This window comes from Pyxidicoccus fallax, assembly GCF_012933655.1.
Taxonomy (GTDB): Bacteria; Myxococcota; Myxococcia; order Myxococcales; family Myxococcaceae; genus Myxococcus; species Myxococcus fallax.
The window spans coordinates 1-14,801 of record NZ_JABBJJ010000156.1; the positions used below are offsets into that span (position 1 = coordinate 1).

Consider the following 14,801-nt stretch of genomic DNA (forward strand, 5'->3'; position numbering starts at 1 on the left):
CCTCCCAGCCCCCCGGCGCCGCCTTGCTGGAGGAATCATTCCTCCACGACGACCCGCCTCGGGCGCCCCCCTTGCTGGAGGAATCATTCCTCCACGACGGCCCGCCTCGGGCGCCCCCCTTGCTGGAGGAATCCTTCCTCCACGACGGCCCTCCTTCCGGAGAGGGCTGACATGCCAGGAAGATTCCCACCTCGAACGAATCCGAGGCGCGGAAGATGCGCCATGGAAACAGAAGGGGCGGCGCCGGAATGGCGAAGGGAGCCGCGGGCAATCCTCGCGGCCTTACCGGATTTCCCTGAAGCAGGTTGGTACTGGATATCTTCGAACGCCCCGAACTCTTTCGAGTGGGAGCACTTCGATGAGCACTGCCAGGCCCCCCTTCGGACCACAGGCCTTCACTCCAGCAGACGCCGCGTTCGAGCAGCGCGTTCGCGCCAGCTTCGCTCGCCAGCGCGTCATGAACACCATCGGCGCGGCGTTGACCTCCGTATCGCCGGGCGAGGTCGTCATCGAGCTGCCATTCCGAGAGGACCTCACGCAGCAGCACGGGTATCTGCACGCGGCCATCGTCACGGCCATCGTCGACAGCGCATGCGGCTACGCCGCCTACTCGCTGATGCCCGTGGACGCCGCCGTCCTCACGGTGGAATACAAGGTGAACTTTCTCGCGCCTGCCGCTGGCCGCAGGTTCGTCGCGTATGGGCGGGTGACGAAGCCCGGCCGGACACTCATGGTCACCACAGGTGACGTGGTCGCGGAGACCGAGGCGGGCCCGAAACCCATCGCAACCATGCTCGCGACGATGATGACTGTGAGCGGTCGGGAAATCTCGGGCTGAGGCGTCTCGCCGAGAGGTCAGCCTTCACGTCGCGCGACGGCGGCGATGAGCGTTCGGGCCTGCTCCGCCAGCGGCAGGCTTCCGGGCAGCTCCCGCCGGAGCAGACGCGGCACGCCCGTGGCCAGCACGGCGGAGTTGGTGAAGAAGCAGGCGCTCACGTCCGCGAGGCGCGTCAGCGGCACGGGACGCTCCACCACGGGCAGCCCGCCCAGGCGTCCCGCCTCCAGGAGCACCGCGCGGACGATGCCCGGCAGACATGGCGCGTCCAGCGGCGGCGTGACGAGCGCGCCGTCCAGGTGGAAGAAGAGATTGGCGGTGGGCAGCTCGCAGACCTCGCCGGCCTCGTTGCCGAGAAGGGGCAACCGCTCCATCAGCGCGTACTGGCGGAAGTAGGAGAGGCCCTTGTGGTTCAGCGTGACCTCTCCGCGCCGGTAGACCCCCGGCTCCACCGTGTCGAGCGCCCGGCCCTCCCGCCGGAGGCGCTCCGCGTCCGGAGCGGCCGGACGGAAGGTGAGCAGCAGGTGGCCATCGCTCGCGGACAGCTTGCCCACGCCGGTGAAGCTGGAGCCGAGCGCGGCGTCCGCTTCCAGGCAGCGCCGGAGGGTGGCGCGCACGGCCTCGTCGGAGAGGTGCTCGGGCGAGGGCGCGCGGACGGCCCCGGGGAAGGCCGCGAGGCTCGCGCGGAGCCGCGCGAGGTGCCTCGCGAGGAACAGCGGGGTGCCCGAGTCGATACGGAAGGTGGTGAAGAAGCCCGCGCCGAAGAAGAAGCCCTGTGCGAAGTCATGCAGGCGCAGGTCCTCCCAGCGCCGCACTTCGCCATCCACCGCCACCGTGCTGAACATTCAGCGCTCCGGCTCCAGGAAGTTGGCGAGCAGCCGTGGACCCTGCGGCGTGAGGAAGGACTCCGGATGGAACTGCACGCCCTCCAGGCGCGGCAGCTCGCGGTGTCGCATGCCCATGATGAGCCCGTCGTGCCAGGCCGTCACCTCCAGGCACTCCGGCAGGCCCTCCGGGTCCACCACCAGCGAGTGGTAGCGCGCGGCCGTGAAGGGCGCGTCCAGTCCCCTGAAGACACCCTGGCCGGTGTGCTCCACCTCGGCCGTCTTCCCGTGGACCGGCACCGGCGCGCGCACCACCTTCGCGCCGAAGACCTGTCCCAGGCACTGGTGCCCCAGACACACGCCGAGCAACGGCACCCGTCCCCCGAAGGCGCGGATGACATCCATGGAGACGCCCGCCTCGGCCGGCGTGCACGGGCCGGGGGAGATGACGATGTGGTCCGGCCGGAGCGCTTCAATCCGCTCCACGGTGATGGCGTCGTTGCGCACCACCTTCAGCTCCGCGCCCAGCACGCCGAGCGCCTGCACGAGGTTGAAGGTGAAGGAGTCGAAGTTGTCGATGAGGAGGATCATCCCGCCCTCCCGCACGCCGACAGCGCGAGGAGCTGCGAGCGGGCCTTGTTGAGCGTCTCCTTGTACTCCTGGCGCGGCTGCGAGTCGTGGACGATGCCTCCGCCCACCTGCGCATAGGCCCGGCCGTCCTTCACCACCAGGGTGCGGATGACGATGTTCAGGTCCAGGTCCCCCGAGAAGGACAGGTAGCCCAGCGAGCCCGTGTAGAGCCCCCGGGCGTGCGGCTCCAGCTCGGTGATGATCTGCATGGTGCGAATCTTGGGCACGCCGGTGATGGTGCCTCCAGGGAACAGGGCGCCCACCACGTCCAGCGGCTCCACGCCCGGCGCGAGCTGGCCCGTCACCTCCGACTCGATGTGCAAGACGTGGGCGTACTCGACGATTTCCATCAGCTTCGCCACCTGCACCGTGCCGTAGGCGCACACCTTGCCCAGGTCGTTGCGCTCCAGGTCCACGAGCATGGCGTGCTCGGCGCGCTCCTTGTGGCTGGTGCGCAGCTCCTGGACGAAGCGGGCCTCCTCCTCCGGCGTGCCCCGGCGGCGCGTGCCGGCGATGGGCCGGGTGATGGCGCGGCCGTCCTCCACGCGGACCAGCCGCTCCGGCGAGGCGCTCACCACGTGGAAGCCGTCCCCTTCGAGATAGCTGGCGAAGTGGACGGGGTTGGTGGCCGACAGCGTCTCGTAGAGCGCGAGCGGCGCTCCGGGGAAGTCCACCTCCAGCCGCTGGGAGAGGTTGACCTGGTACGTGTCTCCGGCGCGGATGTACTCGCGCACGCGCTCCACCGAGGTCAGGTAGGCGTCCTGGGTGAAGTTGGAGCGGTACTCCACCGTGGGCGCTGGCAGTGTGGGTGGAGTTGGAGGCGGCGTGGGAACGGCCCGGCGCACGGACGTCTCCAGCGACTCCAGGCGGCGCAGACAGTCCTCCCACTCCGAGCCGGTGGCCACCATGAGCAGGTGGCCCTCCTGGTGGTCCACCGCGAGGAAGGTGTCCACGAAGGACAGGGCGATGTCCGGCAGCTTCAGGTCATCGTGGGTATGGCGGGGGAGGGACTCGAAGTAGTGGCTGGCCTCGTAGCTGAAGAAGCCCACCGCGCCGCCGAGGAAGAGGGGCATCCCCGGCAAGCGGGGGGCTCGCCAGCGGCGCAGCAGGCCGCGCAGCACGTCCAGGGGGGCGCCCGGTTGGGGCTCTCCATTGAGGAAGCACTGGCCGCCCTTCGCGGAGAAGTGGAGGAACGGTCGCGAGCCGAGAAGGGAGTAGCGTCCTTCCGGGCTGACGCGGGTGCTCTCCAGCAGGAAGCGATGCCCGGTGGGCAGGGCGCGCAACAGGTCCGTCGGCCGCAGTGCCCCCAGCGCCAGCCGCCGCACCACCGGCACCTGATTGTAGCCCCGGGCCACGAGCGCCTCGAAGTGGGCCCGGTCGAAGGGAGGGAGTGGGGGAGACGGGGAGTCCATGCTGGAGCGCTTCCTAGCAGGAACCTCCCCGGCGGGCCGGAGCTTCGTGACCGCCTCCCCACCCAGCGTCCGGCGGCCCGGTGGGGAGCCGGGTTCGCCGGGTCGTCACGCGGAGGCGTCAGCGGGAGCCACTGGCCTTGGAGGCACCGGTGGCCGTGCTCTTCTCCCGCGTCTGGCGGGCGAGTCGGAGGATTTCGTCCTCGGGGAGCTGCTCCGTGCGCATGACGGAGCGGTCCGCCTTGAACTGCTGGACCTGTCCGTCGCGGAGCAGGTGGAACTGACCCGGCTTCTGCGCGGGGAGCTTCGCGTCAGCGTCGACCCGCGCCTCGGCGAACATGGGCCGCAGCTTCTTGAGGGCGGTTTCCTGGGTCACCGCGCCCACGAACCAGGTGCGCACGTTCTCCCTGCACTTGTAGTCCAGGTCGCCCGGGCTCTGGGTGGCGAGCATCACGCCCAGGCCAGCGGACCGAGCCCGCTTGAGCAGGTTCTCCATGGGCTGCTTCGTGGCGGGTTGGCTCAATGCCGGCAGGTACAAGTCCGCCTCGTCGAAGAGGACCACCGCCTGAAGCTGCGAGGCGGGGTGCTGGCTGGTCCAACGGTTCGCCTCCAGGAGGAGCTGGGACACCCAGAAGAGGATGCGCGAGTTGTCCCCCAGGAACTTGGTGCTGATGATGCTCAGCCGCGTCCGTCCCGGAACGCCCGCGACGCCGCGCCCGAGCAACTCCTCCATGTCCAGCCGCTCACCGCCCGTCGACAGGAAGGGGCGCAGGTTCATCCGCAACCAGGCCAGGTCCTGCGCGAGCTTGGGAAATGCACGCGGGTCGAGGCCACTCGCTTCCTGGACCAGCGCGGGCTCCCGTGAGTCCACGAGGTGGTGCACCATGTCGAGCGTGAGCTCGGTCCCAGGCGGGTGCTGCACCAGCAGCCGGAGCGCCTGGGTGAGCAACATGCGCGTCGCCCTATCTCGCGCGCTGCTCTTGTAGTCGAGCATCCCCGCGATGGCGTCCGCCGCCTGCTGGACGCCCTGCTCACGCTCCTCCGGTGAGAACAACTCCAGGCCCCGGGGAATGACGGGCATGGCCAGGGGCCTCCCATCCGAGCGACCCGGCGTGTAGAGCGCCACGTCGACACGCTCACGCAACAGCCTCCGCCGCTCCAGGAGCGCGGGGCTCTCCAGCCGTTCCTGCCACGAAAGCTCGCGTGCGTAGGTGGCCAGATCTCCCTTGCGGTCGATGAGGATGGCCGGGATGCCGCGCAGCAGCAGTTGCTCCACCGCATTGAGGGCCAGCGTCGTCTTGCCGCTGCCCGTTCCTCCGAGAAAGGCGCTGTGCTTCGTCAGGTCCACCGGCTCCAGTGAGACCTCCTTGGCCATGATGCCCTCGGATGTGCCCAACCGCATGGATCCGGTGAGGACCTCCTTGGGAACCACCGGAAGCTGCGTGGGCGTGACGGTGCGCGTGGCGGGCTGCAGACCGGAAGGAATGGCCGTGCCTCCCGCGGGAGTCTCCTTGCGCTGCGAGGAGAACAGCGGATCGCCCGCGTTCTTGAACTCCAGCCGGGAACCCTCGGTGTCGCTCTCACCATGGGAGGCCCCCCGGGTGGCGTCCCGCGACGAAGTGGCCTGCTCGCTCACGGAAGCAGCCGTGAGGGTGACCCGAGCATCCTCGAAGAGCGTCGCCTGCCCCGATGATGAGCCGTTCCGCTTCATGTTGGACGGCGAAGCGCCCGATTCCGCGGCGGCTTTGCCATTCTTCGACGTGGGCTCCGAGGGGGGCTTCGACGGACCGGAAGGCGGCGTCGTCCCTCCCAGGCGCTCCAGCCCGAGAATGTCCCCCACGGACTTCAGCCGGGTGACGGGACGCGCCGTCCGGCTCCACTCGATAAGCACCGACTGTCCCGCGTGCTTCTCGCGGAACGCGCGCAGCGTCACCAACTCGCGCAGCTCGCCATCGCCAACCACCACGCGCCGCCCACCCTTGCGTGTGAGCAGGCCAATCTGGTCCGCGACCACCGTGCCCGCCCTCGATGGGAACTCCGAGGTCCGCACGAGAACGGGCGTCTTGCCACCGGCTGCCTTGAGCGCCTTGGCCATCTGCCGCCCAAGTCCGCCGCCACGTGAGTCCATCTCGCAGAGCGCGACGAGTAGCTTGCTCCCATCGGGCTGCACGCTGACGTCTATCGCCTCCTCGTCCCGGGGCTTGACGGTGAAGCGCGGCGCCCCGCCCAGCTCGTCACTGCCGACTTCAATCGCCCACGCGAGCAGCATCGCGATGTCCGAGGCGTCGTCCGGCAGCTTTGGCCGGTACGTGGCCTTGAAGTCGGTCCACATCTGGTCCAGGTCCACCTTCGGAGTGATGGCGCCTCCGGCGCCCGAGGTCTTGTCCTGCCCAATGCGAGGCAGGGGAAAGCTGTCCGGCAACCGGCGGTCCTGGAGGGCACGCTCGCGATAGCGTTGGCATTCGTTCAGCACGTCTCGTGCACGAAGACCTCCGAGCGCCTCCAAGCCCCTGGCCGGAATGGGCCACGTCGGGTCCGCCGGATCGATAGCCACGCCCTGGTATTCGTACAGTGCCCTCAGCCTGCGTGCCGCAATGTCCCGGGCCGTCTCCGCTGTAACCGTGGGTTCCAGGTTCACCGGCTCGGGATCTTGCTCGATGCGGTCCACCTGCGAGCGATGCAGCAGGGGACGCATCTTCGCCCAGTAGTCGGCGAGGCAGCAGACGACCACCACCGCCCTGGGCACCCGGCTGACAATGGCTGCGAGGCTGCTCATGGCCCTCCGGAAGGAGTTCTCCAACTGCGGGCGCTGCTCGAAGTCGTTGAAGTCCTCCACCTGGTCCACGCACAGCACGAGCGCATGCCCCAGCGCCCCCATCAGCCGGCCCAGGTGCTCCACCATCCGCGCCGGCCCGTCATCGGCCGTGCGGGGAATGAGCTGCCCGATGACCTCCCGGTCCGCCTGCGACAGCTCCTCGCAGCGCAGCCAGTGGAAGATGCGGCGGTTGATGCGCGGGTCCCTGCGCTGCAGGTAGATGAGCGCGCGCAACAGGTCCACCTCCACGTGCTGGAAGCGCGCGTCCGACAGCAGCTCGTCGGCCACCGCGCGGATGGTGCCGTGGAGCTCCTCGTCCTCCAGCACCTTCTCGTCGGGGATGAGCGGCGCGAAGACGCTCCGGCAGTGCGTCATCAGCGCGTCCGACAGCCGCATCAGCCCGGTGTCCTCCCCGGTGCCAAGGTCGTAAGGACGGTCCAGCGAGTCGACGAGGTTGGAGAGGATATAGCGGTCGTAGTTGCTCGCATCGACCGTCATCGGCATGTAGCCGACGAAGCCCAGGCGCTGGCCGTGCGCGAGGTTCCGGAAGGCCCGCACCAGGTGCGTCTTGCCGCTGCCGGACTCTCCGAGCAGGAGCAACAGCTTGCCTGCCTCCGGAGGCGAGTCGGACGCCGCGCGCTCCAGCAGCCGCTTGAAGGCGCGGCGGGCCGGAGCGTTGAGGGCCTCCACGTCGAACGGGTCCGCCTGCCAGAGGTGCTGGCCCTGCTGGACGCTGCTGAAGACCTCACGGCCTTCGGTGAGAAAGGCTTCGAGTCGAGGGTCGGTGGGCACGTGCGCTCCCGGGATGACAGGTCAGACGACGACGAAGTGGAAGCTGGCGCCGTAGGAGCGCACCTCGGACTCGGCCACGTCCCGGGGGTCCATGGCCGATACGAGGTCCGCCCGCGTCAGCGACAGGTGGCGGGTGCGGTTGGCCTCCAGCAGCGCCACGTCGAAGGCCTCGCGGCTGCTCCACTCGGGCTGGAGGGCCTTCCACACGTGCGAGATGAAGACCTTGTTCTGCCCGAAGCGCCCCGTGGGCAGGGCGCGGGCCACCGCGAGCACGCGCTCGGCGAAGCTCGCCACGGAGTCCTGGGACTCGGCTTCGGACGCCGGAGCAGGTGTCTCCTCGGGCGCGGGCGAAGTGCCCGGCTCGGCCATGGCCCACTGGCGCAGCAGAGCCAGGCGCACGGCCTCCGCGTCCACCCGCGTGGCACCGGCGGCGCGGGCCGCGAGCTGCTCCACGGCCTTGCGCGGGTCCTTCGTCTCCGTGTCCAGGAGCTGGCCGAGCAGGTGGGCCTGCACGGCGGCCAGGGTGAATGGGCGCTCCGTCTCCACGCCGAGCTGGCGCCACAGCAGCCGGTCCCGCATCTGCGCCAACGAGAGGACGTCCGAGTCCTCCACGGGGTGCTCGCGCTTCAGGACGGCGGCGCGCACGCCGTCGGCGCTCGCCAGCCGCTCCCGCACCGCCTTCGTCTGCTCCAGGTCCAGGCCGAGCGCGAGCAGGTACGTGGCCTTCAGCTTCTTCCACGTGAGCCCGCGAGGGAGCGTCTCCAGTTGGAGAAACGCGAGCGCCTCGCTACGTCCCTGGGCCGTCAGCGTCAGGCCACTGCGCCCGCGCTCCGCCACCAGCTCGTCGTGGAGGAGTCCTTCCAGCAGCGTGTCGAAGCGGGCCTTCCACTCGGCGCGGCTGAGGCGGTGCTCCACGAACGGGGCCAGCGCCCCCTCCAATTCCTTGCGCGTACCGGGGCGCTTGAGGCGCGTGGTGAGCCACGCGAGGGCCAGCCCTCGCAGACGGGTGTCAGCGGTGTCCATGGTGTGTCTCCGGCCCGAAGCGCTCCTGCCTCCGAGCGGCAATCAGGGTGTTGAGGGTTTCGAGGATTTCTTCCAGTCGGGGAACGACGTCGGAGGAGAGGAAGCGGACCACCCAGTAGCCCGCGCGCTGGAGGGCGAGGTCCTTGCGCCGGTCCATCCGGAAGCGCTCCTCCTCGCGGAAGTGGAAGTAGCCATCCAGCTCCACCGCCAGCCGCAGTTCGCGGCACAGCAGGTCGACGACGAGCGGCCGGCAGCCCGGGCCCACGTCCACGGGCGCATTGAGGGCGAACAGTCCCCGCGTCGATGGGAGGTGCTCGAGCAGGTCGAAGAGGAAGCGCTCCTCCTTGCTGCGGGCGCGGTCCTCGACCTCGCGGCGCGCGGTGATGAGCGAGCGGGCCGCTTCGGCATAGCGGGCGAGGATGGGCTCCGGGAGGCCCTCCTGCTGGAGCCGGGCAAGGGTGGGGGCCACCGAGTTCACCGGAGTGGCGGCGAGGGCCGCTGGCGGCTCCACCGGCACGTCCACCTGGCCCTCCCGCAGCATCGCGAGGACGCGCGACTCACCGCGGCGCAGGTGCTCGGCGAAGGACTCCGGCGCGAGCACGCAGACGGTGGTGAGCGCCGGGGCCTCGGCGCAGAGGGAGGCGGCGGTGCGGAGCACGCGGAAGTCGGAAGGGCCTCCCCGGACGCGGAGGATGGGCGTACTCCCCACGGGCACGAGCGCCAGCAGTGCCTGGAGCGTGTGCACCGGGTCCTGTTGGATGGCCTCGTCCACCGTGGAGGGCAGGGTTCCGGGCGGGGGCAGGGCAGGGGACTCCAGGATGCGGCGACACAGCTCCCAGGTGGCGGTCCCGGACCGGGGCGGCGTCAGGCCCTCCAGGAGCACGCGGCGCTCGTGAAACGTCTTGCCCCGGAAGAGCAGCTCGCGCTTGCCGCCCAGGGGCTGGGAGAGGACGACGAAGGCCTCCGCGTGGGCGGCCAAATCCTTCTCCCGTGCGAGCGCGGTGGCCCAGGCGGAGACGATGGCTCGCGGGTCGTCTCCTTCCACCACGACGACGCTCAAACCCTGGCGGTGGACCCATTCGGTGAGCAGCGCGAGTGCCCGCTCTGGAGGACCCACCAGGGTGCTCAGCGTGGAGATGCCTTCCGCGCGCCGCCGGCCATGACGGTCCAGCGTGTCGAACAGCGCGCTGTCGAGCATTGGTTGCAAGCAGAGCCCCCCGAGGCTCCGTGACAGTGACCCGCCACGTTGGGGATGAAGCCTGCTCCTCTTATCAGCCTCGTTGCAAGTCGGGGCGGTGATGAGGCTTTGGCGACCTACCACCGGGGTGGTATGGACGAGTGTCTGTCATTGAGCGATGCAAGCCGGGAGAGCTTGCAAGCAGGCTCAGGTCAATCGCGACTCATGCCTAGCGCGGTGCGCAATTCCTGCAGCCGCGCCAGCGGCACCGCGCCGAAGACGAAGCGGTCCGGGCGGACCACCGCGAGGTCCACTCCGTGCCGGGTGAACCACTCCGCCAGCCTCCCCGTGTGGTCCTCGACCGCGGCCGCGCCCGTGCTCCTCATGCCCGCCGGGCCCACGGTGACGGCCCTGCCGCCCAGGGCCTCCGCGAGCCCGCGAGCCGCGTCGGTGGCGGGAGAGTTCTTCCTGCTCAACACGGCGAACCCGGAGCCCAGCGCGTCGTCGAACAGCCGCTCCTCTCCGGAAGACAGCCGCACCCGGGGCTGCGGGAGATAGCTGCCCTCGGGAGCATCGCGTCCGGAGCGACGGCCGCCCAACAGCCAGCCCTCCTCGATGGACGGCGGTGGCTTGAAGCGGAAGCCCTCCACGAAGCGGCGCACGTCGGGGACGCGCTGGAGGCCGCGCAGCAGCACGTCTCGCAGCAAGGCCGTGGGGGTGTTGCGCGCCTGGAACACGTAGCCCAGCCTCACGGTGGCATCGAGCATGGCGCGCACGTGGGGACGGCGCTCCTGTTCGTACGTATCCAGCAATGCTTCCGAGGCGCGCCCGTGAATCACTCGCGCCAGCTTCCAGGCGAGGTTCGCCGCGTCGCGCAGGCCGGAGACGAGCCCCTGGCCCATGAAGGGAGGCATCATGTGGGCCGCATCCCCCGCGAGGAAGGTGCGCCCCTGCCGCCAGTGCGGCGCGACCAGACAGCGGAACGTGTAGAGCTGTGCCCGCTCCACCTTCACGCGGTCCGGATTCACATAGGGGGCCATCAGCCGGCGGATGGAGCCGGGCTGCGTCATCTCCTCGCCCGTCTCGCCGGGGCGCAGCCGGAACTCCCAGCGGAACTGGCCGACGGGCCCCCGGCCCACGAAGCCGGGTCGCACCGGGTCGCAAACGATGTTGCACTCGGAGGGCGCGTCTTCCTCCGGCACGGTGCCGGAGATGGCAATCCAGGGCTCCTCGTAGCTGCGGCCCTCCATGGAGATGCCGAGCAGCCCGCGCACGGTGCTCCGTCCTCCGTCGCAGCCCACGAGGTAGCGGGCGCGCACCGCGCTGCGTTCTCCGCTGGCGAGGTCTCGGATTCGCACCGTGACGCCAGTGTTGTCCTGTTCGAGCGCCTCGACCTCCGCGCCGAGCCGCAGCTCCGCTGACTCGAAGCGCCGGAGTCCCTCGCGGAGCGCCTTCTCCAGCAGGGGTTGGTAGAAGAACCAGATGGGGGTGTACCCGAAGCCGAAGTCCACCTCGCTCAGGTGGAGCTCCGCGATGGGTTTGCCTCCCACGCCCGTGTACGTGACGCGCCGGCTCTGCCGCAGGTCTGGCATCAGCGCGTCGATGAGGCCCGCGGACTGGTAGATGCGCAGCGCCTCGTCGTCGCACGAGAAGGCACGGGGCTGGCCGTGAGGCGTGGACTCGCGCTCCACCACCAGCACGCGCACACCGTGGAGGCCCAGCAGGTTGGCGGTGAGCACGCCCACCGGACCGCCTCCCGCGATGACCACATCCACGTCACCCGTGCTCGCCGCCATGTCTTCCCCCCGGAAGTCTTGCAGTGCCCTGGCTCGGGAACAGCATGCCTCCTGGACCGCGGGGATGCGACCCCTCCTCAGCTCCGCGGCACCGGGGCGGACTCCCGGTAGATGCGCAGGATGTCCGCCACGCTGGACTGGTACTCGAAGCCCGTGGCCTCCAGGAAGCGGCGGTTGTCCACGACGATGGGGTAGCGCAGGTGCTCCAGCGCCCCCACCGACAGCCGCGGGAAGCCGCCCCGTCCCAGCAGCAGCCGCAGCGCCGGCGCCGGCAGCGGAATCCCGGTGCGCCCCGTCTCACGGACGATGACCGAGAGCGGAATCGGCGGCGGGCCCGCCACGTTGAAGATGCCCCGCAGCCCCTTCTCCAGCGCCAGCATCAGCGCCGCCACCACGTCCTCCTCCTGCAGCACATGGAAGAGCGGGTCGTACCCCAGCACCAGCGGCACGCGCCGGCCTCGGATGAAGGACGCCAGCGTGCCCGTGCCCGGCGCGCCCAGCGTGTACGGCAGCCGCAGCACCGCCGTCGTCAGCTTCGGGAAGCGCCACAGCGCCGTGGCCGCGTACAGGTCCGCCGCCACCAGGTCCGCCAGCTCTGGAATCGCCTCCAGCGCGCGCGGGGGCTCGTCCTCCGAGTGGTACAGCGGCGAGTCCGGCGCCGCCCCGTAGAACGTGTGCCGCCCCACGAAGAGAATCTGCTTCACGCCGTGCGCCGCGCAGTGGTCGAACAGCGCCTTGGTGCCGTCCAGGTTGATGCGGCCACGCTCCGCGCCCTGCACCGTGAAGGCCGTGACGGTGGCCATGTGCACCACCGCCTCCGGACGCCAGCGCCGGAACACGTCCTCCGCCGCGCGCTTGCGCACGTCGCCGCGGAACACCTCGATGCCCACCTCGCGCGCTTCCTCCCACGGGCGGATGTCGATGCCCGCCACCTGGTGCCCCGCCTCGTGCAGCCGCAGGGCCAGCTTTCGCGCGATGCCTCCGCTAATGCCCGGAATCAACACCCTCATGGCAGCAGCTTCCTCCCCGACCGCCGGCCGTGACGCTCGGCGCGGCCCCGCTCGATGAGTCCCGCGATTCGCGCCTTCACCTTCTGCACATAGCCCTCGATGACGTGGTCCTCTTCATCCCCCGTGCCCTGGAAGACGAGCGGCTCGCCGTAATGGATTTCGAGCTGCACCGGCAGGGGCAGGGGCAGCACGTACGGGGTGAGGGGCACGTATGGCACCCCCAGGAGCTTGCCCAGCGTGTACGCGTTGAACACCGTGGGGACGGCCGTGCCGCCCCCCAGGAAGGCGAACGGGACGATGGGGGAGCCCGTCTGCAGGGCCAGCCGGATGAAGCCCGTGCCGAAGTCCACCAGCGAGTAGCGCTGCGGGTAGAGCTTGGCCGTGCCCTTCGCCCCCTCGGGGAAGACGACGAGCAGCCGGTCATCCTCCAACAACCGCCTCGCATGCTCGGGCAGCCCGGTGAACTGGCCGGTGCGGCTGGCCCACAGCGAGGACACGGGGAACTTGTGGAGGAACCGTTCCACCATGCTCTGCGCCAGCCGGGGCGGCTCCATCTCCAGCATGGTGGAGGTGAGCACCATGGCGCCGTCCACCGCCACGCCGCCGGAGTGGTTGCCCACCAGCATCGCCCGGCCGCGCGGGGGGACGTGCTCGATGCCGAAGCAGCGCACCCGGAAGTAGTACCGGTACAGGGCGGCGAAGACCTGGAGCGCCTGCTTCAGGTGGCGCTTCGAGATTCCGTACGGGTCCACGCCGTACTCGTTGAACGGCAGTTCCAGCCGCTCCACCCGTGCTTCCAGTGAGTCGCTCTCGGACACGGAGCGGACCGTAGCACCCCCCGCACGAGCCCGCTGCTTTCTCGGGGCGCGTGGGGTGTGCACCGGCTCACCGTTGGGCCATACTGCCGCCCACCCCCAGCCCCCTGTTCATGACATCCAAGGACGAGCTCGCCATCGAGGTGGAAGGGCTTGTCTCGCTGGGACCGACAGGAGCCCTCCGCCATGTCCGAGCCCGTCGCGTCATCCCCGGCCTTCGTCCAGCGGCTCAACTTCCACGCCCGCGACGCCAGCAACGAGTCCGCGGCGCTCCAGGCCGCGCTCTCGCTCGGGCTGCTGGCGCACCTGCCGGAGACGGGCCTGGGCGCGCCCGTGCCGCTGGCCACCCTGGCCCGGCACGTGGGCGGCAACCTCCGTGGCGCGCGCGCCGTCATCGAGCCGCTGGTGGCGCTGGGCTTCGTCCTCTTCGAGGAGGGCCGGGGCTACTCGCTGCCGGCGACGACGGCGGGCTTCCTCCGGGATGAGGCCTTCACCGCGCGGCTTCACGAGGCACGGCGCTGGTGGCACGTGGCCGCGAAGCTGCCGGAGGCCGTGCGCACCGGCGCGGCCGTGGAATGGAACGGTGCGTCGTGGGATTTGCTCGGGTGGTACCGCGCGCTGTTCCTGGGCCCCCCGGTGCCGGCCCCGAGCCCCGAGGCCGCGGACTTCCATGACCGGCTGGCCCGCGCCTTCGCGCGCACCCAGGCCCTGGTGACGGCCGCGGAGCTGGGGCTGCTGGAGCGCCTGCTGTCCGGCCCCGTGGCGCTGGCGGAGCTGGCGCGTGGGACGGGCGCCTCCGCGGAAGGGCTGGGCGTGCTGCTGGGCGTGCTGGGCACCCTGGGCATCACCCGCTCGGAAGGCGAGGCCTGGGGCTTCACGGAGGCCGCGGGCAAGGCGCTGGACGCGCAGAGCCTGCCGTACTTCCAGCGCGCGCTGCCGGCCACCATGGCGTACTGGGAGGCCTTCGGACACCTGGACGAGGCGGTGCGCGAGCGGAAGTTCCGGTTGGACTTGAGGGACCCGGAGACGGCGCGCCGCATCTACCAGGAGAACGCGTCGCGCATCTCCAGCATCTTCGCCTCGCACCTGCGGCTGAGCCGCAAGGCGGCGGAGCTGGTGAAGTCCATGCGCTCGCTGGCGGGGGCGCGGGTGCTGGACGTGGGCACCGGCTCGGGCGTGTGGGGCGCGGCCTTCGGGCTGGCGGACCCGTCCACGCACGTCACCTTCCTGGACTCGCCGCACGTGCTGGACGCCGTGCGCCCGCACCTGGCGAAGCTGAAGCTGGAGCCGCGCTCGCGCCTGTGGGCCGGAGACTGCCTGGGCGTGGACTACGGCGAGGACACGTACGACGTCATCCTCCTGCCGCAAATCATCCCCGCGCTGCCGCCCGTGGAGCTGCCGGGCTTCTTCTCCCTGCTGGCCCGCGCGCTCAGGCCCGGGGGCGTGCTGCTCATCTCCGGCTACCTGCTCACGGACCGGCGCGACGGCCCGCTGGACGCGCTCTACTTCGCGCTGCGCCGGTACGTGTCCAACGAGGGCGACGTGCTGTCCCTCCCGGAGTTCCGAGCGCTATTGGAGCCCGTGGGCCTCACCGCCGCGCGCGCCTTCGACATGCCCATTCAACAGGTCGTCGTCGCCCACCGGGGCGATGTCCCCTGGCCCGACGCCGCCTGAA

At 70.5% G+C, this 14,801-nt stretch carries 11 protein-coding genes; 2 read left to right on the forward strand and 9 right to left on the reverse strand.

What is annotated here, in order from left to right:
• Positions 1–358: 358 nt before the first annotated feature.
• Positions 359–838 carry a PaaI family thioesterase gene (locus tag HG543_RS28785; protein WP_169348091.1) on the forward strand — a complete coding sequence of 160 codons (480 nt, stop codon included), beginning with the start codon at positions 359–361 and terminating at the stop codon, positions 836–838.
• Between the two features lie 17 nt (positions 839–855).
• Here the strand turns inward: HG543_RS28785 and HG543_RS28790 are convergent, their stop codons facing one another.
• The 9 genes from HG543_RS28790 to HG543_RS28830 form a co-directional block, all read right to left on the reverse strand.
• Positions 856–1,680, reverse strand: coding sequence for an aminotransferase class IV (locus tag HG543_RS28790; RefSeq protein ID WP_169348092.1), 825 nt, complete (start codon positions 1,678–1,680; stop codon positions 856–858).
• On the reverse strand, positions 1,681–2,250 hold the full coding sequence (locus HG543_RS28795) for an anthranilate synthase component II (RefSeq protein ID WP_169348093.1): 570 nt from the start codon (positions 2,248–2,250) through the stop codon (positions 1,681–1,683).
• The gene (locus HG543_RS28800) at positions 2,247–3,701 is read right to left on the reverse strand and encodes an anthranilate synthase component I family protein (protein ID WP_169348094.1); all 1,455 of its coding nucleotides are present in this window, start codon (positions 3,699–3,701) and stop codon (positions 2,247–2,249) included. The genes HG543_RS28795 and HG543_RS28800 overlap by 4 nt, the downstream gene beginning before the upstream one ends.
• 118 nt (positions 3,702–3,819) lie before the next feature.
• On the reverse strand, positions 3,820–7,305 hold the full coding sequence (locus HG543_RS28805; RefSeq protein WP_169348095.1) for a helicase HerA domain-containing protein: 3,486 nt from the start codon (positions 7,303–7,305) through the stop codon (positions 3,820–3,822).
• 21 nt (positions 7,306–7,326) lie between these two features.
• On the reverse strand, positions 7,327–8,328 hold the full coding sequence (locus HG543_RS28810) for a hypothetical protein (protein ID WP_169348096.1): 1,002 nt from the start codon (positions 8,326–8,328) through the stop codon (positions 7,327–7,329).
• On the reverse strand, positions 8,315–9,526 hold the full coding sequence (locus HG543_RS28815; RefSeq protein ID WP_246357375.1) for an endonuclease domain-containing protein: 1,212 nt from the start codon (positions 9,524–9,526) through the stop codon (positions 8,315–8,317). The genes HG543_RS28810 and HG543_RS28815 overlap by 14 nt, the downstream gene beginning before the upstream one ends.
• 191 nt (positions 9,527–9,717) lie before the next feature.
• The gene (mhpA, locus tag HG543_RS28820; protein ID WP_169348098.1) at positions 9,718–11,301 is read right to left on the reverse strand and encodes a bifunctional 3-(3-hydroxy-phenyl)propionate/3-hydroxycinnamic acid hydroxylase MhpA; all 1,584 of its coding nucleotides are present in this window, start codon (positions 11,299–11,301) and stop codon (positions 9,718–9,720) included.
• Positions 11,302–11,378: 77 nt separating this feature from the next.
• Positions 11,379–12,311, reverse strand: a complete 933-nt coding sequence (locus HG543_RS28825) for an NAD-dependent epimerase/dehydratase family protein (protein WP_169348099.1) — start codon at positions 12,309–12,311, stop codon at positions 11,379–11,381.
• Complete coding sequence (locus HG543_RS28830) at positions 12,308–13,129, reverse strand: 1-acyl-sn-glycerol-3-phosphate acyltransferase (RefSeq protein WP_169348100.1); 822 nt, start codon at positions 13,127–13,129, stop codon at positions 12,308–12,310. The genes HG543_RS28825 and HG543_RS28830 overlap by 4 nt, the downstream gene beginning before the upstream one ends.
• A 183-nt stretch (positions 13,130–13,312) precedes the next feature.
• On the opposite strand from HG543_RS28830, the gene HG543_RS28835 reads away from it, so the two are divergent.
• Positions 13,313–14,800, forward strand: coding sequence for a class I SAM-dependent methyltransferase (locus HG543_RS28835; RefSeq protein ID WP_169348101.1), 1,488 nt, complete (start codon positions 13,313–13,315; stop codon positions 14,798–14,800).
• The last annotated feature ends 1 nt before the right edge of the window (position 14,801 follow it).

Coding starts and splice junctions, on each gene's coding strand:
- HG543_RS28785 (WP_169348091.1), top strand. CDS start 359: ATGAGCACTGCCAGGCCCCCCTTCGGACCACAGGCCTTCACTCCAGCA.
- HG543_RS28790 (WP_169348092.1), bottom strand. CDS start 1,680: ATGTTCAGCACGGTGGCGGTGGATGGCGAAGTGCGGCGCTGGGAGGAC.
- HG543_RS28795 (WP_169348093.1), bottom strand. CDS start 2,250: ATGATCCTCCTCATCGACAACTTCGACTCCTTCACCTTCAACCTCGTG.
- HG543_RS28800 (WP_169348094.1), bottom strand. CDS start 3,701: ATGGACTCCCCGTCTCCCCCACTCCCTCCCTTCGACCGGGCCCACTTC.
- HG543_RS28810 (WP_169348096.1), bottom strand. CDS start 8,328: ATGGACACCGCTGACACCCGTCTGCGAGGGCTGGCCCTCGCGTGGCTC.
- HG543_RS28815 (WP_246357375.1), bottom strand. CDS start 9,526: ATGCTCGACAGCGCGCTGTTCGACACGCTGGACCGTCATGGCCGGCGG.
- mhpA (WP_169348098.1), bottom strand. CDS start 11,301: ATGGCGGCGAGCACGGGTGACGTGGATGTGGTCATCGCGGGAGGCGGT.
- HG543_RS28825 (WP_169348099.1), bottom strand. CDS start 12,311: ATGAGGGTGTTGATTCCGGGCATTAGCGGAGGCATCGCGCGAAAGCTG.
- HG543_RS28835 (WP_169348101.1), top strand. CDS start 13,313: ATGTCCGAGCCCGTCGCGTCATCCCCGGCCTTCGTCCAGCGGCTCAAC.